Here is a 22092-nt window from a genome sequence, read left to right on the forward strand (position 1 = left end):
GTGAAGACCTGGGTAATGGGTCGTTTTACTTTATTACTCTCAAACTCTCAATGGATCGTTATGGCCACACTTGCCTCTTTGCACTGCGATCCGTTGCAAACTTTATAGAATAGACTGTCGGTAAACGTTGCTGTTGAATCCGGAACGATATAGTCGATTGCGAATCTTCTTCGCATATAGGCTTTGCCATATAGAGGCGCCTTCGATATAGTATAGCTGTAGTTCGCAGAATCTGCACAGAGTACATCATTATCGAATACGAAGAGTCGGAGTGTGTCTGATTGAAGCGTATCTCTGTTTATGGTGCAGTAATCGTTCTGAAGCTGTAATACGCAAGCCTGTTCCTTTACTATATATACTATGCCGAATCCGATTTTGGTAGTATCTGTAGGAGAGTATACTTTGTATATGATTTTATCTGTTCCTGAAAAATCGCTACCCGGAGTATATTGAATTTTATTGTTAGCTGTTACGCTGGCGGTTCCTGCGTATGGCGGAAAAGCCGCTGAAGGTTTATATACCTCAATGATTACATCCGATGAATCACCACAGATGATGTCATTATTTAAGACATTGATAACGGTAGGTCCGGTAACATTATAAACAGAGTCGTTGCGCGGGTAAATGCCACATGGTAATTGTGTGGTATCATCCTGCACAATAATAACTACACTGTCAAATTTTATAAATTCATTATTGGCGGAATATATAGAGAATGAAATAGCATCATTTCCTTTTTTGAAATTGTGGTCGGGCGAGTATTGCAGAAAACCGCTGCCGAGGTCAGCTAAATCACCATGACGTGGCTGCCCTGCGATGTTAAGTTTAACAGTACCCAATGTTTTTACTTTAGAGTATAGATCGATGTAGGCAGAACCATTTGGTAATACATATACCTTCTCATCACTGATCTCAACTTGAGGACTATTGGTTGAGTCATCTTGTTCAAGTACATCGCATGCGTAGCATAGCAAGGAGAGCGCTCCTAACACAAATGCCCGCGAAAAGTTTTTGATTTTAATAGGTTTCAGATTCATGGGGATGTTTGTTTATTAGGTAAGACTGGTTTCCTTTGCAGAACGTTGGAAGACTATAAAAAAAATCTGAAAGTAATTTATGAAGACAATTCTGGCAGAGCTCTTAACAATCGGTGATGAAATTCTATATGGGCAGATCGTTGATACGAATTCACAATGGATGAGTGTTGAACTCAGCAATGCCGGAATTAAAGTAATTAGAAAGACATCGGTGGGCGACCAGGAAAATGAAATCCTTGTCGCTCTTGCGGAGGCGGAAAGTAGAGTAGATATAGTTTTGATCACGGGTGGGTTAGGTCCGACCAATGACGACTTAACGAAACCTTGCCTGGCAAAGTATTTTAATTGCGAAGTAAAGATTCATGAAGAAGCGTTGGCAGAAGTAACAGAGTTTTTTAAAAGCAGAGGACGCGAGCTTACAGAAATAAATCGCCAGCAGGCAGCCCTGCCTGTATGCTGTGAAAAAGTTACCAACGTACTTGGTACTGCGCCTGGTATGTGGTTCGAACGTAACGGAAAAGTTTTTGTGTCCATGCCCGGTGTACCCCATGAGATGAAACGGATGATGACCGATCTGGTAGTTCCTAAACTAAAAAAGACTTTCAATACACCGGCTATTTACCATAAGGTGATTCGTACAGTTGGCTTGGGAGAATCTTTTCTGGCGGAAAAAATTGCTGATTGGGAAAATGCATTGCCATCTCACATCAAGCTTGCGTATCTGCCCAGCCTGGGAGAAGTAAAATTACGATTGACAAGTATTGGAGACGCAACGGACAGACTGGAGAACGAGACCAATGCGCTCATTGAAAAATTAAAAGAACGTGTAGGACAATTTATATATGGCTACGGAGAGGATCCGTTGGAAGTAGCGATCGGAAAAACTTTGTCGGAGAAGAAGCTTACACTCGCTGTTGCTGAAAGTTGTACCGGTGGATATCTCTCGCATTTGATTACAAGTGTACCGGGAAGCTCTTCTTATTTTCTCGGAAGCATTATACCTTACGACTACGCTATAAAGATGCGTCAGTTAGGAGTGAAGCCTGAGACGCTGGAACAATATGGTGCTGTAAGCGAAGAGACCATTCGTGAAATGGCAAACCTGGTGCGTGCAAAATTTAATACAGATATAGGGGTAGCCACCAGTGGTATAGCAGGACCAGGCGGTGAGACACCGGAGAAGCCAGTGGGTACAGTATGGATTGCTTATTCAGATAAACACCACACCGTAACGCGTAAACTACAATTATCGAAAGAACGGATTTTAAATATAAAGATGGCATCAGTCGCTGTGTTGAATCTGATTCGATTGAGTCTGCCGAAATGATTTCATAAATTATAAATTACGATCGATACAATCTTCGTTTTCCGGTCTCATTCGGTGCGGCATTAAATAGTGCGGTATACTAATGTTTGTTTTTCTTCGGTATAGATACGGGTTCCCGAAATTCTCTTAGTTCAAAACATCTTCTTAAAACGTTTTATTCCAAAGACCTGGAAGATCATGTAAATAATCTAAAACCTGATTAACTTGCCACATCAAACAACCGATTGAATCATGGGGCAGGTAGAACTGATCATGCCAAAGATGGGCGAAAGTATATTCGAGGCTACGATTTTAACCTGGCTTAAAAAGCCTGGCGATAAAATCGAGCAAGACGAATCTGTGCTCGAAGTGGCTACGGATAAAGTAGATACAGAAGTTCCTTCCACACATGGTGGTATACTAAAAGAAATTTTAGCGAAAGAAGGTGATGTAGTAAAAGTTGGTGCACCCATTGCCATCATCACTACCGATGTTGCCAATGGTAAAGCTTCCCCTTCAATTACGCCTGCTGATGGAGTGAAAACTTCCGCACAGGTTGCTGCAAAAGAAGAGGTTGCTGTTGCTGCACATGTTAACGGTACAACACATGTTGCCGATTTTAAATCAAGCTCACGTTTCTATTCTCCGTTAGTAAAAAATATAGCACGCGAAGAAAATATTCCGGTTGCTGAACTGGAAACTATTTCAGGAAGCGGACTTGAAGGACGCGTTACTAAAAAAGATATTCTTGACTACGTGCAATCGCGCAAGTTGGGCGCTACTCCTCAAACCGTAGTGAAGCATGCTGTTGCTTCAACGGCATCAGCGTCTCCTAAAGTGCAGGCTTCTATCAGCGCAGGCGATGAAATCATTGAGATGGATCGCATGCGCAAGATGATAGCGGAGCGCATGGTAGATTCAAAACGTATCGCGCCTCACGTAACATCTTTTGTTGAAGCGGATGTAACGAACATCGTTCAGTGGCGCAATAAAGTAAAGAATGAATTTCAGAAACGCGATGGCGATGTACTCACCTTTACTCCGCTGTTCATTGAAGCGGTAGTATTGGCGATCAAAGATTTTCCGATGATCAACGTGCAGGTAGACGGTGATCGGATTATCCGCAAGCGGGATATTAATATCGGTATGGCTGTAGCATTGCCTTCCGGTAATCTCATTGTACCCGTTATTAAAAATGCTGATCAATATAATCTTGCCGGGCTTGCTAAACTTGTAAATGATCTTGCCAAGCGTGCCCGTGATAATAAATTGAAACCAGACGAACTTTCCGGTGGAACGTTTACCATTTCGAATGTCGGTTCATTTGGTAATGTGATGGGTACGCCCATCATCATGCAGCCTCAGGTAGGTATCATTGCGTTGGGTGCTATTCAAAAGAAACCGGCTGTTATGGAGATGCCATATGGAGATGTGATTGCCATCCGCCACAAAATGTTCCTCTCGCATTCATACGATCACCGCGTGGTTGATGGTGCTTTAGGGGGAAGTGTTGTGCGCAGAGTGGCTGATTACCTCGAGAAATTTGACATAAACAGAGGTATTTAATACACGAGACACTTGAATTAACCCGGATGATTTCTAAAACCGTCCGGGTTTACTATTTTTAGGCATGTCCAAAATTATCTCTTTCATCAGCAGGAAAGGCGGCACGGGCAAAACAACCAACGCTATAAACCTGGCTACTACCCTCGCAAAACTTGGAAAGCGTGTTTTACTGGTAGAGACCGACACCAATTATACTTTAAACACACTTCGTAAGATGGAATTGTTTAAGGTGAAAGATGGTCTTGCGAATTTTGAAATACTCGGGTCGCAGGATCATCAGGTTGCCGACGAACTCGCTAAACTGAAAGAAGGCAAGAAGCATGATTATATAGTTGTTGATAGTGCCGGCAAGACAACCGATGAGGGCATTAAAAAACTTTGTCTCGTAAGCGATGCTGTTGTCGTACCTACCAGTCTGACACAAAATGATTTACTCGTAACCTACCAGACGGTAACAGACCTTTCTCCTGCGCGCGAACTTAATCCGCAGTTGAAGATCATCATTCTTCCCAATCGCATTCATAGTTCCACGAATGTGTTTACAGTCCGGGAAAATCTAAAGAACCTGGATGCGATTATTTTACCGGTGATCGTTCCGCAGAAAAATCTTTTCGTAAATTTCAGTACACTCGATGCTGAAAAAGAGTATCAACCGGTGGCCCAGGCCATTCTGAATTATCTCGCATGAGCAAGAAAAAAAACACACTGAAAGATCTCAACGATTTCTTAAAGCAACAGGCCGCTACATTGGTATCGCCTGCTCAACTCAGCGAGCAGATTGAAACACCTCCACCGCCTGCAGCAGAAGCTATACCAGTGGTAACTCCACAACCCACTGTTGAGCCAGCGTCCGTTGTTGTTGAAGAAGTAACGACCGCTAAAGTTATCGATGCTATAAAAACATTAGCGCAGAAAGAAGGTACTACAACGCAGCGTAAATTATATGATATTATACTTCAGGCAGCCGAATCAAAAATAATTTCTACTGCCGAAGATAAAATGCTCATCAATACCGTACTCTTCTTGAAGAGCGGTGATAACTGGAAGGACGTTATTCGTGATTATTGGAAGAATCGATAACAGCGTACATATGTAATAAAGTATAGTCTGAGCGATATATACTTCTCCTCGAATAAAAAATAATAGACACGTTCAATGATTTTCCTGCCCGGTGCACTTTCGTGATGCCGGGTTTTTTTTTATCTGGTAACAATTCTGTCTACTCTTCTTTTCAAATATATATATTGAAAACGTGTACCTGTTTTGTATGATTTGTCGGTATTTATTGTTGCCTCTTCATAAAAATTAACTTCTCTTCTTTTTTTGCAGTTCGATATTTATCGGTGAATAGTTGCCTTCTAACACCGCCATAGGCAAGTTAAAGAGAGTATACTCTTTTGTCGCTATACGAATGGATGTCATGGATAAAAAGAAAACTTGTTTTGCACGTGATTATGCAGTCCTTCTTTAAGGAGGCTGCATGATTTTTTTTATACTTAAAACGTAGAGTGCATGCAAAGACTTGAGAAGAAAGGAACAATTATGCCGCTGCCTTTCTGTTGTTTGAAATTTATTCAAACATATTTGTTTATTGGTTTGATGTTGACATCGTTAGCTGTTCATGCACAGTCAACATGCTATGAAACTGTTACACTTCCCAGTGATGGAAAATTTGGGGGAGGAGATGTGCCCGGTTCAAAGCTGATTGGTACTACATACGGAGCGGGAGAAGGCCCGGGTATATATATAGTGGCGGACGGTGGTTATCGCTTATATCTCAATGGTGAATTGCTGACATATGATAATGCAGCAGGCCGTGTTCGATTTATACCCATGACATTTCTTCCAGGTAAAAATGCAATTTCCATTGTAGGTGTAAATGGCCATGGCGCTCCCGGAGTACTAATGCATTTGGATGAACTAGAGAAACCTTATGTTACAGGTGCTGGCTGGAAAGCACTTAATAACCCACCTGATGATAGTTGGAAGAAAGAGTCGTACAATGATAGTGCATGGCCGGCAGCAACTATAGCTGCCAATGGAACTCTAACATCGTTGCCCAGTGGTGGATCGCTTTCTTCACCAACGTTCCCTTCAAATTCACTGGCAAAATGGATATGGTCTGGTAGCAAAAGCGATAAGAATGTTGTACTCCGCTATACCTTTAATATTAAGGCAGTCGGGTTCGGTGCACTGACCACGGGTGGTAAGCGAAGCAATATAGTTATCGTTAAAGATGAAACCGATTTACTGAACCTTCTCAGTGATACTACCAGCAGGATTATTTTGATTCCTGAAGGGGTATTTGACTTCCGTAATTATCGAATTGAACCCAACTCGAAAGTATGCGAGACGCCTTGCCAAAAGTTTGGTACTGCATGCGGTACTACACCTGCGACCCCCGGACTTACCTATAAACGAAATATTACACCGACAACCAGCTGTGAAGGTAAATATATAACGATCAAATCGTGGGATCGTCTGATCGGGGTTACGAGAAACAAATCCATTATAGGTATGGGGCGTGGCGCTTCACTCCGTGGTGCTTCTTTCTACAGCAACCAAAATGGCAATGTGAAAAATATCATCTTTCGAAACCTGAAGGTTTGGGATGTGAACCCACATATCATTGAAGCAGGTGGTGGTATAGAATTGATTAATGTAGAGAAGCTTTGGGTAGACCATTGCTCGTTTAAATGGATCAGTGACGGTAATGATGTAAACCAGGCAAAAGAGGTAACATTCTCATGGGATCACTGGGATGGATACAATGAATTTCAGTGTAACGGTCGTGATTTTTACGCGGCCCTGGTTCAGGATTCAGATGTTACCTATGACCATATGTACTGGGATGGTGGAAGCGGTCGAAATCCAAAAGCATATAAAAACACACGTGTACATGTACTCAATAATTATCACAAGGATAATATTTATGCTGCTGTCTCGTCATTTAATGGAACTGCCGAAGTACGCGTTGAAGGTAATTATTTTGAAAAGGTGTGTTTCGTGACGTATAAAACTGAAGAGACCTCACGTATTTACTGCAACAAGAATAAATATGTAAATACAGCTGGATTCCTTCTTCATCAGACTGCAGTGAAGACCGAACCTACTGATGTAGTTTTCACGCCACCATATAAATATACTATAGATTTAGCGGATAGCATACCTACACTTGTAATGGCGCGAGCAGGCGCCGGTGGTCCATGGGGAACTATGCCTCGTTATACCGATACTGCCGGACGGTACAACACTGCACCAGACGTTACTATATCAGCCCCTTCCTTAACAGAAGTGGTTGTAACCGCTACGGATGGTAACGGTATCGGCAAAGTTGAACTCTATAGTGGTATAACAAAAATAGGTGAAGTTCAGAATGCTCCTTACAAATTGAACGTGGGTGCTGATACCTGTACACGTTCCATAGTAGCAAAGGTGTATGATACTAAAGGTCTTGCGACAATGTCTTTGCCTGTTACACTGTGCAGGTCGCTGATCATTCACAAGTATAAAGTAAATAAGGGGCCGTGGGTAACAGGAGCCAGTGCGACTGTGCATGAAGGTGATACTATTAAATTTAGCCCAAGGCCATCAACTGTATTATCCGCATGGTCATGGAAAGGACCCGGGAATTATAGTGCTTCAACACGCGAGATACAGCTAGCCAAGGTGTCGTCAGCGCAGGCAGGCGTTTATACTGTAACATTATCAGATGGCGCTGGATGTTCTTCAAGCGAGAACTTTACACTGACGGTAACAAGCCCTGTTAAATATACTCTTGCTACTACCGCTACGCCATCTGCTGGCGGTACCGTGAGTGGGGCCGGAAGTTATAACTCAGGTGATGTTGTCACAGTTAAAGCTACACCGACAGCCGGATATACTTTTACAGGTTGGAGCGGCGATGCTACCGGAACTTCTTCTTCGATATCAGTAACGATGAATGGAAACAAAACCGTTACGGCCAACTTTCAGTTAATAAAATATACCCTTACAGCAACGGCTACGCCATCTGCGGGTGGCACAGTGAGTGGAGCGGGAAGTTATAACTCAGGGGATATTGTTACAGTTAAGGCCACAGCAGCACCAGGATATAGCTTTATCGGTTGGAGTGGTGATGCTACCGGAACTTCTTCTTCGATTACAATAACGATAGATGGTAATAAAACTGTTACGGCAAATTTCCAATTAATAAAATATACCCTTACAGTAACGGCTACACCATCAGCGGGCGGTACAGTGAGTGGAGCGGGAAGTTACAATTCAGGCGATATTGTTACAGTTAAGGCCACACCAGCAGCTGGATATACTTTTACGGGTTGGAGTGGCGATGCAACTGGAACTTCTTCTTCGATTACAATAACGATAGATGGTAATAAAACTGTTACGGCGAATTTCCAGTTAATCAAATATACTCTTACCACTACAGCTACGCCATCAGCCGGAGGTACGGTGATTGGAGCGGGAAGCTATAATTCAGGAGACGTTGTTACAGTAAAGGCGACACCGGCCGCAGGGTATATCTTTACCGGTTGGAGTGGTGATGCCGCCGGAAGTTCGCCTTCTGTCGTAATAACGATGAATGGTAATAAGTCGATAGTTGCTAATTTTCAGGTGAAGGCCCCAGATAAATATACTCTTACTACCATTGGCTCGCCCGCTGCTGGCGGGACATTGAGTGGTGGTGGAAGTTATAACTCGGGTGATGTCGTCACAGTTACGGCTACACCAGCAACTGGATATACTTTTACAGGTTGGAGTGGCGATGCAACTGGAACTTCTTCTACAGTTGCAATAACGATGAGTAGTAATAAAACGGTTACGGCAAATTTCCAGTTAATCAAATATACTCTTACCACTACAGCTACGCCATCAGCCGCAGGTACGGTGATTGGAGCGGGAAGCTATAATTCAGGAGACGTTGTTACAGTTAAGGCGACACCGGCCGCAGGGTATATCTTTACCGGTTGGAGTGGTGATGCCGCCGGAAGTTCGCCTTCTGTCGCAATAACGATGAATGGTAATAAGTCGATAGTTGCTAATTTTCAGGTGAAGGCCCCAGATAAATATACTCTTACTACTACCACTACACCATCTGCGGGCGGCACAGTGATTGGAGCGGGAAGTTATAATTCAGGCGATGTTGTCACGATTAAGGCCACACCAGCAGCCGGATATACCTTTACCGGTTGGAGTGGTGATGCGACCGGAACCTCGCCTTCTGTGGCAATAACGATGAACGGTAATAAGTCGGTCGTTGCTAACTTTCAGGTGAAGGCCCCGGATAAATATACCCTTACTACCATTGGCTCGCCCGCTGCTGGCGGGACATTGAGCGGTGGAGGAAGTTATAATTCAGGCGATGTTGTTACGGTTAAGGCCACACCAGCAGCCGGATATACCTTTACGGGTTGGAGTGGCGATGCTACCGGAACTTCTTCTTCGATTACAATAACGATGAATGGTAACAAAACCGTTACTGCAAATTTCCAATTAAAATCTCCGGATAGATATACTCTTACTATTACCGCCTCGCCCGCTGCTGGTGGAGCAGTGAGCGGATCCGGAAGCTATAATGCAGGCGATGTCGTTACGGTTAAGGCGATCCCTGAAGCAGGCTACACTTTCACTGGCTGGAGCGGTGATGCCTCAGGTATATCCCCCTCTATAACAATAACGATGGATGGTAATAAAATCATTACTGCAAATTTCCAATTAAGAGCCCCGGATAAATATACCCTCACTACCACCGCTTTTCCTATTGAAGGTGGAGCAGTGAGCGGAGCGGGAAGTTATTATAATGCAGGTGATGTCGTTACGGTTAAGGCGATCCCTGAAGCAGGCTACACTTTCACTGGCTGGAGCGGTGATGCCTCAGGTATATCCCCCTCTATAACAATAACGATGGATGGTAATAAAATCATTACTGCAAATTTCCAATTAAAAGCCCCGGATAAATATACCCTCACTACCACCGCTTTTCCTATTGAAGGTGGTTCAGTAAGCGGAGCTGGAAGCTATGACGCAGGAACAGTCGTAACGTTAATGGTTACACCGACAACGGGGTATATCTTTACGGGTTGGAGCGGAGATGTAGTGGACACTTCTCCTGCCGTAACCATAACCATGAACAGCGATAAATCTGTCACGGCTAATTTCGAGGAGCAAAGCAAAGAGAGTGTTACTGTGAAACCACCGAAATTGTTTTCACCCGATAATCGTGGTGATGCAAGTACAGAAACCTGGCAAATTGAAAATGCCTACCTGCTGGACGGAGCTGAGATTGTGGTCTACAACCGACAAGGTCAGAAGGTATATTCTTCCATCGGATATAGTTCTCCATGGGATGGAACGTCTGCGGGAAACCCTCTGCCAGATGGTGCATACTTTTATATCATTGTATATTCGGATCATAAAAAACAAACCGGTAGTGTTACTATCGCGAGGTTGAATTAAGAATTGATAAATAAAGAATAAGGTAAGAAGAGTAAGAACGAGTTTCTTACTCTTCGCTCCGTGGAGCTTAACGTTCGCAGCTCAAACCTGTTTTGTATATTAGCGCCTCAACTACAAACAACGGATCATGAAATTCGGAACGAAAGCAGTACATGCAGGCGTAGAGCCTGATCCATCCACCGGGGCCATCATGACCCCGATCTATCAAACATCAACGTATGTGCAGGAGTCACCTGCCAAACATAAGGGATATGCATACGCACGCGGAGCCAATCCTACTCGTAATTCACTGCAAAAAAGTCTGGCCGCATTAGAGAATGGAAAGCATGCCATCTGCTTTTCATCCGGTATGGGGGCTACCGATGCTGTTATAAAATTATTGAACCCAGGCGATGAGGTGATTACCAGCAATGATTTGTACGGTGGTTCCTATCGTATGTTCAAGCGCGTGTTCGAGAAATATGGAATAAAATTTCACTTCATTGATCTCACGAACGCGGCCAATATTCAGTCTGTTATCAATGCGAAAACAAAATTGCTGTGGATTGAGACACCTACCAATCCGCTAATGAACATTGTTGACATTGAAGCCTGTGTTGCTATCGCGAAGAAGAACAATGCTATAGTAGCAGTTGATAATACATTTGCTTCACCGTATCTGCAGAATCCATTGGAACTCGGTGCAGATATAGTAATGCATTCGGTTACCAAGTATTTAGGTGGACACTCGGATGTAGTAATGGGAGCTTTGATCGTGAACGATGAAAAGTTATATCAGGAGCTGCATTTTCTTATGAACTCGTGTGGCGCTGTACCCGGCCCGCAGGATTCTTTCCTGGTGTTGCGTGGTATAAAAACATTGCACCTTCGTATGGAACGCCATTGTATCAACGGTAAAAAGATAGCCGAGTATCTCAAGAACCATCCGAAGATTGGTAAAGTATACTGGCCAGGTTTTACGGATCATCCGAATCATGCTATTGCCAAAAAACAGATGAAGGATTTTGGTGGTATGCTTTCGTTTACCTTGAAAGATGATAGCATGGATAAAGCGACTAAACTGATGGAGAGTGTTGAGCTCTTTGCACTGGCAGAATCACTGGGCGGTGTAGAGTCGCTCATCAATCACCCTGCATCGATGACGCATGCGAGTATACCTAAAGAGGAGCGCTTGAAGAGCGGCCTCGTAGATTCCCTCATCCGCCTTAGCATTGGTGTAGAAGATGCTGAAGATCTGCTGGCCGACTTGGAGCAGGCCTTGAGTAAAGTATAACAGGATACAATATTAATGGGATAGTATAATATAATAACAAAGGGCCCATGTGAGCCCTTTGTTGTTTATAGTCAAGCTGCTATAGTATACAATATACTATTCGCTTTTTAGCGTGCACATCGTCTTGCCTGCGCGTCATGTTTATTTTTGCGTAAGGAGCGACTAGCCTGGTTTTGTTCATGGTGAATGCGGGCATGTTCACGTTTTGTTACTTTCCCATCCGCTTTAGCCCTGCGTTCTATATGTCTGATGTGTCGTTGATCCTGCACGGCATGTACAGTTTCTTTGCGTGTGAGCTCGCCACTGGCAACACCTTCTTTGATTCGGTTACGCTGATTTCTCTGCCGCTCATTGATACCGGGTGCTGAAGTTTGTGCCTCTGCTATACCGGCAAAGGCGATTAACAAGAGTACGAAGATTACCTGTTTCATATCGTTTGTTTTTTAATCTGATGCTTGGACATTCCTCGGAAGAGAAGGTTTAATCCGGTCCGAAAAAATTATAGGGTTGTCATTTACACGAGAGCCTCTTATCTTGAGCCTTAATTTATACTTAAGGTTGTAAGCGCGTGAAGAGACTTCCTCTGTTAATTACCATCGGAATAGTACTTGTAACGGTCGGGGGCTATTTTCTCTACGAACGGGTACTCGTAACCAAGAACACTTCTCCCTGGGAGCTAGTCCCTGAGTCTACCATTTTTGTATACGAGGCCAACGACTGCCAGCCCTGCGTACAGGAGATGCAGCAAACATCGCTCTGGTCTGTTTTCAGAAAGGCTGCATTTTATCAGAAGCCATCAGCCGATTCGCTGAAGATGCTCTTCGATTTTATTGAAGCTCAACCTCGTGGACTGCTGGTATCGACACATCAAACACGTAAAGATGATTTTGACTTCGTCTTTTATATTCCGCTATATCAATCCAAGATCAAAAACCTGTTGCTCGAACAATGGAGTAAATTAAAAACTGCTGAGCGTGAATTTAACGGAGTCAAGATTAACGAACTGAATTCTAAGGGACAGATGTTTTCGTGGGCGGAGGTTGATGATATATGGGTCGGAAGCTTTACTCCTTTTCTGCTGGAAGATGTGATCCGTACCTATACCGGTGATGGATCTACGTTCAAGAAACAAATCTCATCGGTATACCAGATGCCGCATGTAAAGGAAGATGCCGGCAATCTATATGTTAATATTAAAAACTTTGGCAACTGGGTTGGCTCCTTCGCCAATGCTCCAATGGATTTTGTGCAGCAGGTAGGTCACTCTGCACTTCTCGATATTAAAGCGGATGGACAAACGCTTACGTTCAATGGTTTTAGCATGGACAGTGCAAGCCAGGGATATATACTTTCTGTGTTTAATAACCAGGTGCCGGTTCCTTTTAACATGAAGAACCTGATATCATCGCGTTCGGTAATGGTAACGAGTTATGGAATCAGCGATGGGCCTAAGTTAGGAGAGTCTCTTAAAACATACGCTGCCAAAAAGAAATCATCGCTTCAGGATTCTATTGCCCGGCTGGAAACTACGGCAGGAGTGCAATTCAAAAATCTATACCAAAGCCTGGGCAAAGAAGTAACGGTATGTTATCTGGAAGGAAGGGAAAATAATCTTTCTAAGATTGTATTGATCGAGACCACCAAACCAGAAGACTGGATTAACACGCTAAACACCGTTGCACAGAAAACGAGTCTCGATACCGTCTTTTTTGAACGCTTCTCTGACTACGAACTTCGTGAAATACCATTGCGCTCATTTCCTGAAAAATTATTCTGGCCACTACTCTCGGGTTTCTCTTCAAGCTATTATACATCGTTGGGCAACACTATTATTATAGGTGAAGATGTAGATGAGCTGAAGAGTTTTCTGGATGATATAGATAAGGAAGAGACGTGGGGTAAATCTGTGGCGCAGAATCAGTTTCTTGAAACAACGCTACTCGAAGCAAACCTGAGTGTATATATCAATACGCCACTGGCGTGGAACATGATGGCGGGGGCGTTGTATCCCAAATGGCAACAGTTCATTGAAGAGAACCAAAGTTCTTTACAGGCAATAGAAATGGGTGCAATCCAAATGAGTCACCTTAATAATAGTTACTATACCAACATCACGTGGTCTGCATCCGGAGAAACAAAGCGTGGTACAATAGCGAAAGAAGAAAAGCGTGATAAGCTCATCACCAACTTCAGTCAGGGTATATATAAATTTTTCGTGATCCGAAATCACTTTACAAAACAGGAAGATGTACTGGTGCAGGATTCAACCCGTGCAATCAGTCTGGTATCGGCCGATGGCAAAGTTCAATGGAAGGTGGAGCTCGATAATTTTATTACAGGCGATGTAGCACAGATCGATTACCTCAAAAACGGAAAGCTCCAGTTCTTCTTTGCTACTGCGGGGCAGCTGCACGTGATCGACCGGTTAGGAAATTACGTGAAGCCTTATCCGATTACCATTGAAGAGAAGGACATTGAATATACCAGCGTGGTAGATTATGATCACAGCAAGAACTATCGCTTCCTGGTAGCCAGCAAAACAGGTAAGCTCTGGATGTACGATAAAGAAGGTAGCAACCTCGATGGTTGGAAACCGAAGGCAACAGACGGAAGTTTATTTACACCCGCACAGCATCATCGCCTTCGAGGCAAAGACTATATCATTGCCATTCGTAAAGATGGTATTGTTAATCTGATGAATCGCAGGGGAGAGACGTTGAAGAACTTTCCGCTGAATCTCGATGCCCGCCCCGTAGGAAGTTATGCAGTAGAAGCCGGTAATGATGCTGCATCAACAAGTTTTATAATTGTATCGCGTGATGGTTTCAGAATCAAATTTAATCTGGATGGAAAGATTATCAGTCGCGAGTCTCTTATTAAAACTGTACCGGAAGCCCGCTTTAGTTTAGTGCGCGAAGAGAATGAAAAATCATATCTCGTGATCCGCCAGGAACCCCGGCAGTTGACCGTGATGAACCAGGAGTTGAAGGAAATATTCGCCAGCGATTTCGTAGGCAACAATCCGGCAGAAGTTCGTTACTATGACTTTGGAAATGGTAAAGTATATATCAGCATCACGGATCGAAGTCAGGACCTGTCGTTTATTTATGACGGACAGGGCAAGTTGATTACGACACTCCCATTGGAAAGCAATGCGCTGATCGTGCGCCGTACTAATCAGGGTAGTCTGAAAGCCTATAGCGGCCTGGGCCGCTCGCTTACATTGCAGCCATTGTAAACGCGCTGCTTGATTTTCTTTAAGTAAAGAGAATGATGGAGAAGACTTTACTGATTTGTTCGTATCTTAATAAAGTTTAATCCTTGCCATGGAAGAGCGGAACGAGATTGTTGTCTTTCAGCAGTTCGATAATACTATACATGCTAATATCATTAAGACGAAGTTGGACGCCTATGGCATTCCTTGTTTTTTAACGGAAGAGAATCTGGCGAATCTATACCCTGGCCAACAGCATGCGTTCTTCCAGGTTCGGCTTCATTTATTTGAAAGTGACGTGTCGCAGGCCCGCCATATTTTGAGTGAGGCAAACCTCATCATTGAAGATGACTCAGCGCCCGCCTGTCCGCAATGTCAATCAAAAAAGATAGAACGCGATTTTCCACGCAAGCTTAGCGAACAATTTTTGGCTGGTCTTAATATACTCTTCTTCGGAATTTTCTTTCCAAAGCGAAAAGTGAACCGCTGTCTGGATTGCGAGCATGAATTTTAAATTCGTGTAAATGTTACGCTTGTAAATCGTTCGTTCCATGAGTACTTTAGTGGCAGAATTTCACTGAAATATGTCTGTTAAAACGATTGTAGGAATTATGGGGCCTGGCGAGAACGCAACCCCGGATGATAACGAAATTGCATTCGAGCTTGGGCGTGCTATCGCCAAGCATGGCTGGATCGTTTTGACTGGCGGTCGCAGTTTCGGAGTAATGGATGCTGCTATGAAAGGTGCACGTGATGTTGGTGGATTAACCATCGGTGTGCTGCCCGATAGCAATGACCGTAACTCTTCTGAAAACGCACAGATCAAAATCGTAACGGGTATGGGAAGTGCCCGAAACCTGATCAGCGTATTATCAAGCAATATCATTGTAGTGTTAGGGATGGCCGCTGGTACAGCGTCTGAAGTAGCACTGGCGATCAAATCAAATAAGAAAGTTATCCTCTTGAACCAGGATGAAATAACCATACGGTTTTTCAAGAACATCGGTACATACCGTGTGATGGTTGCCAAAAACGTTGATGAAGTGATCTTCCAGATCAAAGATTATCTTGCCGTACATCAGGCCGGATTAACTACACATGAATAGTTAATCGTCCTCGGAAATTAGTTGCCCATAAATATAGTTACCTATAAATAAAGAAGGAGGCTCCGTGAGGAGCCTCCCAAGATTCTTTCTTCTTTACCTTCGCCAGTATTACCTGGAATCAGGCTATATAGAGTATATTCTCAGCTTTTTATCCAAGATTCACATCTCAGTTAAAGGAAGCACCCCTAAAGATGAAAGAAATCTGTTACGCCTATATATTAAAATACGGTGCCAGTCCCCTGAAGCTTGCATAACGCCATATTCCCAAGAAAAGCGCGAAATAGATTTCGCAAAATGTGTATTCTTCTGGGATATAGTTCCACATCCGGTTACATAATCACCCTGGTAAGAAGGAAATTTATGTGTAACCAAATAATGTGCAATCAATACTATATATATAGTATGTAATACGTATAAGTATATATAAAAAAGAGAGGACTCTCGATGAGAGTCCTCTCGATCTTTTCTTGCTTATTCAAATTCCAGTATCAGTGAAAAATGAAAAAGACTTACAAAAGATCATTTTTTATTGTTTCCTTCTTCCAAGATTCTCTTTTAATCCATTAATACCTTGTGATGCTTCTGAAGTAGCATCTTCAACTTCTTCAGATGCGCGGTCTTTCATTTCGGAGAGAAAGCTTTTTCCTTTACCCATCCATTGGGCAACGTCATCCAGCCAGTCATCAGTAGTTTTCTTAATGTTTTTGCGGAGGTCTTCTCCTTTTTCTGGTGCGATGAGCATTCCTACAATTACGCCCGCAGCGGCAGCACCCAGGATGCCGACAATTACTTTAGATGTTGAGTTCATGATGATTAAAATTTAAAGTGGAAAATTATATACTTTGTTCACACGCTTTTACCTTATCAAGGTGTGCTCTTAAGTCTGGTAACTTTTGGTCAATCAATATTTTTAAATCTGCATCTTCTGTCTTCTCAAGACGTGATTCAAATTCTTTTATATTCTTTTCATGTTGATCAACCATGGTCTTGCACCATTTCTTATTGAAGTCTTTTACATTCTCTTCCTTCGTCAGATCTTCAATTTTCCGCTTCGCTTCGTCTTTCTCCTCACTTGGAACAGTAATAGCCTTTAGACTTGCAAAGGTCTGCAGATCTTCCAGCAATTTACCATGTTCCTTTTCAAGCAATTGTGCTATCTCCTTGATCTGTGCGTTATCCGATTTTTGTGTAGCGAGTTTGGCTAAGCTTATCTCGGCATAATTTGCAGCAACTGTTTCTGCAACAAAGTCTGCATCTTTCTCTTCCTTACGTTCATCAAATTTTTCTTCATTTGATTCTTCCGCTATTTCATTTGTATCTGTAGTCTCCTTTTTACCACAGGATATCACAACGAATCCTGCAAATAGAAAGGGAATAAATTTTTGAACGAGTCTCATTTTTTTTGTTTTTGAGTTAGTGGCTAATGTGCATGTGCATACTGATCACGATAAGTCTTTATAGTATCGTGCGATGCCTTGATAGATTTACGTTGATTCTCAACTATATTCTTTACTCCTACAGGCCATTCGAAGTTTTCGCTTAAGGCATCTTTATAAGATTCCAACGCTCTGTCTTCTCCGAATTCGCAAAGCTGTAAAGCCGCCAATACATCATCGGAAGAAAATGTACTTTTTACATCCATCCACGCGCGGTATATATCTCCGGCAGCAGATGTGTCTTTTGCAGGTTCACCACCCAGACGTATCACTGCGTCTGTCAAAGCGCTTTTATAGTTTCGGCTATCTTCTGCCATCTGAATAAAGATAGTTTTGATTTCAAAGTCGGTTGTATCTTTAATCTCTTCAGCAGCTTTTTGATATCCTTTAATACGATCGAGATTAGTACGGATCAGGTCATTCAGAATACTGACGACTCTTTCATTCGTTTTCATAGCATATATATTTAAGTAGTTTTCGAGTCAGTACTTACTGACTTAAACGTATATTCAAAAAAACATGCCATTCAACACGCTAAATAATGTTGGAATGAATGGCATATTTTGAGTACACACTGCCCCAAGAAGAGGACCTGCGTTTGAACACGTGGTGGAAAATTGAATACGTTATAAAAAGTTGACACGTATTGAGGAAAATAACCACATACTGAGATATATAGGGGACGATATTTTAAACTGTCATTTTTAAAGAAAGTCATTGGTCATCCCATCAAATGCTTCCAAGGTGGGCTATTTTGCCTGCCATGAGGCAGATTTTTCTCACCTCAATCCATATTATATATAGTGTGCTTCGTTTTAAATGCAAAGGCATAAATATTTCTATACAATTTGGTATATCACAAATTGATTTCAGGATAACAAAAATTATAATGTTATGATACCAGATAAGATTTTGTATACCGATGGACACGATGTAACTGTAACAGATTCTACTTTCCAGGTAAAGAATACATCGTATAGTTTGAAAGGAATTATCAAACACGGTTTGCTTATTGTAAGGCCTCAGCGCTTGCCAGGAATTCTGTTGATGCTGGCAGGACTCATTCTTGGTCTTTGTGGATTCATGAATGTGTTTCCTATTAATGCATTTGGTGAGATGCGCACAGACTCAGGAGAATTTATAAATGCAAACACGATCATCATGTGGATTGGTGTAGCATTTTTTGTAATTGGAATAGTAGTCATCGCTTTGATCCGCGAAAAATATGCGGTGCGAATTGCCACTGCCGAAGGTGAGAAGAATGCAGTAGTAAGTTATCGTAAAGAATATGTAGCACAAATTGTAAACGCATTGAATGAAGCATTGAGATTTGCCCGGCCAGGTTCTGGTCATTCATTCATCGCTGTAAAAGAGTAAGCTGAATTATTAGGGGTCTGTCCCGGCAACGGGACAGACTTTTTTTTTGACTATATATTTATACTTGCGTTTGTATGGTAAAATTTATTACCGCGTCACTGATTGTTATCATGAGTATACATTCAGCCTGGTGCCAGGTTGAACCTAAAGAGCCTAAGGAACCATTAGGACTCGCATTGGAGAATTTTAAATATCCGTTTCCCATACAGTATATAAAACTTCATATCCAGGGTCAAGATGTTTCCATGGCCTATATGGACATAAAGCCCGTTGCAAATGAGAACGGTAAAACTGTTCTTTTTTTGCATGGCAAAAATTTCTTCGGAGCGTATTGGGAGAAATCGATTCGATTCATGGCGGCATTAGGATATCGTGTTATAGTGCCTGACCAAGTTGGTTTTGGGAAATCGTCTAAGGCATCTATTGTTTATTCTTTTCAACTTCTGGCCGAGCAAACTAAAAAATTGCTTGATTCACTTTCTATACAAACTGTAGCGGTAGTGGGGCACTCGATGGGAGGGATGTTGGCAACACGCTTTACACTGATGTATCCTGCAAGGGTAAGCCATTTGATATTAGAGAATCCCATTGGTCTTGAAGATTATAAAGTGAAGGTTTCCTATAGTTCCATAGAAAAGGAATATCAAAAGGAACTTGCCAGAACAGAAGCGAGCATTCGAAAATATCATGAGACTTATTACGTTGTATGGAAGCAGGAGTATGAACAGTATGTTCAGGTTCAATACCGCTGGACGTTAAGCGCAGAGTATAACAGGCTCGCCTGGGTAAATGCATTAACCAGTCACATGATCTATACGCAGCCCGTGGTTTATGAATTTGCAAACATAAAGCGTCCTACCTTGCTAATTATAGGACAGGCTGACAGAACATCTATAGGGAAAGATGCGCTGTCTGAAGAGGAAAGAAAAACCGTAGGACAATATCCAACACTCGGCAGAAAAATAGCGGAGTCTATAACCGGAGCACATCTTATAGAGTTTGAGAATGTTGGCCATATACCTCATCTGGAAAATACGGAAAGATTTAACCAGGCATTAAAAGATTTTATAGCGCAATAATAGAGCATGTACGATCTCAAGGAAATCAATGTCATTAAAGACTATATGTTACGAAGCAACCAGACTGTGTCGGTTGCCGAAAGTGTTACCTCCGGACATATACAGGCTGCTTTGTCACGGGCAGAATTTGCGATGAAATTTTTCCAAGGAGGAATCACCGCTTATAATTTAGGGCAGAAGTACCGACACTTGCAGGTGGAGCCAATACATGCGCAATTTACAAATTGCGTATCTGAAAGGGTAGCGATGGAAATGGCAGATAATGTTTGTAGCCTCTTCAGAAGTGATTGGGGTATAGGAATTACCGGGTATGCTATGCCGGCACCCGAGGTTTCCGTGGAGGAACCTTTCGCCTTCTTCTCTTTTTCTTTCCGCGGAAAAAACCTTGAAGTAAAGAAGATACATACCACTATAAAAGATGCATGGGAAGTTCAGAAATTTTTTACTGAGGAAGTAATTAAAGAGTTTGCGTCTTTAATAGTTTGATCTGAATATTTGATCTGAAATATTTGATCTGAATATTTGATCTGAATATTTGATCTGAATATTTGATCTGAATATTTGATCCTATATACACCGAACAGAAATTCGAATTGTGCTTATAAACAAAAGCATCGCCCTGATTTGAGCGATGCTTTTAATTAAATTATAGTATATAATTTTAATACACTATGCTTCCGCAGGACTTGTCTTGCGCGATGTATTGGTGGCGGAAGTCGCACTACCAACCGGAGTGGACATGCTCGAATTATCTTTTGAAGATTGTCCTGATTTCGGAGATAAATCGACACCGCTCATACCACTGCTGGATCGTACGCGGATTCTGTTTTCAACATTCAGCACGCCAGATATATTCTCAACTATATCTTCGGCTCTGCGTTTTTCAGAACGATTATCTACGGCCCCGATCAAAGTCACCTCACCGTTGCTTACACTGATCTCTATTTCCGAAGCATCAATATAGGGGTCATCACCAAGTCTGTCGCTGATGTCTTCTTTGATGCGCTCATCAGAACGTCTGTAGCCTTTAGGACCTTTACCTTTGTGCTGACCACTTCTTTGCCGGTCTTGTTCGCGTCTGCGTTCAGCATCATCATCACCGAACCAGGATGATACCTCGTCACGACTGCGATCCCACCAGCTGCGTTCCTCGTCTTGACCGTAACCTGAGCGATTATAGTTTGAGCTATAGGCGCCATAATTACCAGAACCATAAGTGGAACCACCGTAGCCACCATCGCTTATACGGCCTTGACTATAGCCGCCACGATAGTCGGAATCATAACCCAGGTCATCGTTCCATTGTTCGCGGTTAGAATTGGTGTCGTAACCCCTGTTGCCATATCCACCTTCATAACTTCCACCGCTATATGTATTCTGGTTTCCATAGTATCGCGAATCGAAATCACGGTCGTAGGAACGCGCGTTACCATACTCTGATCTTCCGGAGCGTCCCTGATTGCGATAATCATTTCCGCGATCATCATAGCGTTTCGAGTTATACTGATTTTCATTGCCATGATATCCGGATGACCTGTCATCGTAGGAAGAACCTTGGCCATAGCGACCTTCATTCCAGTCAGAATTTTCCAAATGGTGACCATTGGTATAACGGTCTCCATAATTAGAACCACGTGAGCTACTTTCTTTATTAGGCCAGTAGGAACGCGATCCGCGTTGCGCACGATTGTAGTTAGCCATAATTGAAAAATTTAAGTGTTTAACAATTGAATATGCTATAGCAATCGACAAAACCGTGCCTTTTTGTGACGGGAAATATTGAGCATACAGTTACTCGATACATCCGAAGATGTTACTTGATTTACACAACTGCCGTGATCTTTACTCGAAGATCCTGTTAAGTTCTTCCATGACAAGCGGCTTTTCTAAAATGCGAAATGACGAAGCAGAAGTTTTAGGCACGTGATAAGCGCTAATGAGATTCAATTGAGCCTTTGGATAATTCACCAGTATATATTCGGTTTTACCCCAACCCAATCCATCTGGAAGGTTATTGTCCAGAAAAATATAGTCCGGTTCAATCTCATCCAGAATTTTCATTCCTTCTGCTAACGTAACAGCATGATAGACCTCGAAATTCTTTCGAGTAAAGAAGCTTTTCATCAGGACACCAAAATCCCGTTCATCATCGATCAGCAAAATTTTTTTGGCCTTCATAGCTTTGTTTATTAAAATCTCCTACCAACGTTGTTACTTATTTATATAGTGTCAGGCAAGGGAT

General features: G+C 42.5%; 19 protein-coding genes. 12 read left to right on the top strand and 7 right to left on the bottom strand.

The window, feature by feature from the left end; all coding sequences use genetic code 11:
* Positions 1–47: 47 nt before the first annotated feature.
* Entirely contained in the window at positions 48–1037 is a 990-nt protein-coding gene (locus tag B5Y40_RS01190) for an Ig-like domain-containing protein (RefSeq protein ID WP_079684883.1), read from the bottom strand.
* A 79-nt stretch (positions 1038–1116) separates the two neighbouring features.
* Between B5Y40_RS01190 and B5Y40_RS01195 the strand changes: the two genes are divergently transcribed.
* From B5Y40_RS01195 to B5Y40_RS01220, 6 genes are all read left to right on the top strand, one after another.
* Positions 1117–2364, top strand: coding sequence for a competence/damage-inducible protein A (locus B5Y40_RS01195; protein ID WP_079684884.1), 1248 nt, complete (start codon positions 1117–1119; stop codon positions 2362–2364).
* Positions 2365–2595: 231 nt separating this feature from the next.
* Positions 2596–3909: a dihydrolipoamide acetyltransferase family protein gene (locus B5Y40_RS01200; protein ID WP_079684885.1), complete on the top strand. Its 1314-nt coding sequence runs from the start codon at positions 2596–2598 to the stop codon at positions 3907–3909.
* Positions 3910–3973: 64 nt separating this feature from the next.
* Positions 3974–4597: a ParA family protein gene (locus tag B5Y40_RS01205; protein WP_079684886.1), complete on the top strand. Its 624-nt coding sequence runs from the start codon at positions 3974–3976 to the stop codon at positions 4595–4597.
* Positions 4594–4989 carry a hypothetical protein gene (locus B5Y40_RS01210; protein WP_079684887.1) on the top strand — a complete coding sequence of 132 codons (396 nt, stop codon included), beginning with the start codon at positions 4594–4596 and terminating at the stop codon, positions 4987–4989. Before B5Y40_RS01205 ends, B5Y40_RS01210 begins: the two co-directional genes overlap by 4 nt.
* 432 nt (positions 4990–5421) lie before the next feature.
* Positions 5422–10365, top strand: coding sequence for an InlB B-repeat-containing protein (locus B5Y40_RS01215; RefSeq protein WP_079684888.1), 4944 nt, complete (start codon positions 5422–5424; stop codon positions 10363–10365).
* Positions 10366–10492: 127 nt separating this feature from the next.
* A complete protein-coding gene (locus tag B5Y40_RS01220; protein ID WP_079684889.1) occupies positions 10493–11638 on the top strand; it encodes a cystathionine gamma-synthase in 1146 nt (381 codons plus the stop codon).
* A 107-nt stretch (positions 11639–11745) separates the two neighbouring features.
* Here the strand turns inward: B5Y40_RS01220 and B5Y40_RS01225 are convergent, their stop codons facing one another.
* The gene (locus tag B5Y40_RS01225; protein WP_079684890.1) at positions 11746–12069 is read right to left on the bottom strand and encodes a hypothetical protein; all 324 of its coding nucleotides are present in this window, start codon (positions 12067–12069) and stop codon (positions 11746–11748) included.
* A 137-nt stretch (positions 12070–12206) separates the two neighbouring features.
* Here B5Y40_RS01225 and B5Y40_RS01230 point away from each other — a divergent pair, with 137 nt between their 5' ends.
* From B5Y40_RS01230 to B5Y40_RS01240, 3 genes are all read left to right on the top strand, one after another.
* Positions 12207–14876, top strand: coding sequence for a hypothetical protein (locus tag B5Y40_RS01230; protein ID WP_079684891.1), 2670 nt, complete (start codon positions 12207–12209; stop codon positions 14874–14876).
* An 88-nt stretch (positions 14877–14964) separates the two neighbouring features.
* Positions 14965–15366, top strand: coding sequence for a putative signal transducing protein (locus B5Y40_RS01235; protein ID WP_079684892.1), 402 nt, complete (start codon positions 14965–14967; stop codon positions 15364–15366).
* A 70-nt stretch (positions 15367–15436) separates the two neighbouring features.
* Positions 15437–15958 (top strand): TIGR00725 family protein, encoded by a 522-nt coding sequence (locus B5Y40_RS01240; RefSeq protein WP_079684893.1) that lies wholly within the window; start codon positions 15437–15439, stop codon positions 15956–15958.
* 526 nt (positions 15959–16484) lie between these two features.
* Here B5Y40_RS01240 and B5Y40_RS01245 read toward each other — a convergent pair.
* The 3 genes from B5Y40_RS01245 to B5Y40_RS01255 are packed head-to-tail and all read right to left on the bottom strand — an operon-like array spanning position 16485 to position 17849.
* A complete protein-coding gene (locus B5Y40_RS01245; protein ID WP_079684894.1) occupies positions 16485–16766 on the bottom strand; it encodes a YtxH domain-containing protein in 282 nt (93 codons plus the stop codon).
* 25 nt (positions 16767–16791) lie between these two features.
* Entirely contained in the window at positions 16792–17355 is a 564-nt protein-coding gene (locus B5Y40_RS01250) for a DUF4142 domain-containing protein (RefSeq protein ID WP_079684895.1), read from the bottom strand.
* Between the two features lie 23 nt (positions 17356–17378).
* Positions 17379–17849: a ferritin-like domain-containing protein gene (locus B5Y40_RS01255; protein WP_079684896.1), complete on the bottom strand. Its 471-nt coding sequence runs from the start codon at positions 17847–17849 to the stop codon at positions 17379–17381.
* 439 nt (positions 17850–18288) lie between these two features.
* On the opposite strand from B5Y40_RS01255, the gene B5Y40_RS01260 reads away from it, so the two are divergent.
* The 3 genes from B5Y40_RS01260 (at position 18289) to B5Y40_RS01270 (ending at position 20336) form a co-directional block, all read left to right on the top strand.
* Positions 18289–18771, top strand: a complete 483-nt coding sequence (locus tag B5Y40_RS01260) for a DUF6232 family protein (protein WP_079684897.1) — start codon at positions 18289–18291, stop codon at positions 18769–18771.
* 74 nt (positions 18772–18845) lie between these two features.
* The gene (locus tag B5Y40_RS01265) at positions 18846–19850 is read left to right on the top strand and encodes an alpha/beta fold hydrolase (RefSeq protein WP_079684898.1); all 1005 of its coding nucleotides are present in this window, start codon (positions 18846–18848) and stop codon (positions 19848–19850) included.
* A 6-nt stretch (positions 19851–19856) separates the two neighbouring features.
* Positions 19857–20336, top strand: coding sequence for a CinA family protein (locus tag B5Y40_RS01270; RefSeq protein ID WP_079684899.1), 480 nt, complete (start codon positions 19857–19859; stop codon positions 20334–20336).
* A gap of 183 nt (positions 20337–20519) precedes the next feature.
* Here the strand turns inward: B5Y40_RS01270 and B5Y40_RS01275 are convergent, their stop codons facing one another.
* A complete protein-coding gene (locus B5Y40_RS01275; RefSeq protein ID WP_079684900.1) occupies positions 20520–21551 on the bottom strand; it encodes a BON domain-containing protein in 1032 nt (343 codons plus the stop codon).
* Positions 21552–21692: 141 nt separating this feature from the next.
* On the bottom strand, positions 21693–22028 hold the full coding sequence (locus B5Y40_RS01280; protein WP_079684901.1) for a response regulator: 336 nt from the start codon (positions 22026–22028) through the stop codon (positions 21693–21695).
* Positions 22029–22092: the final 64 nt, after the last annotated feature.

Origin of the sequence: Ohtaekwangia koreensis (genome assembly GCF_900167975.1) — a bacterium.
In the GTDB taxonomy this organism is placed as follows: Bacteria; Bacteroidota; Bacteroidia; order Cytophagales; family Cyclobacteriaceae; genus Ohtaekwangia; species Ohtaekwangia koreensis.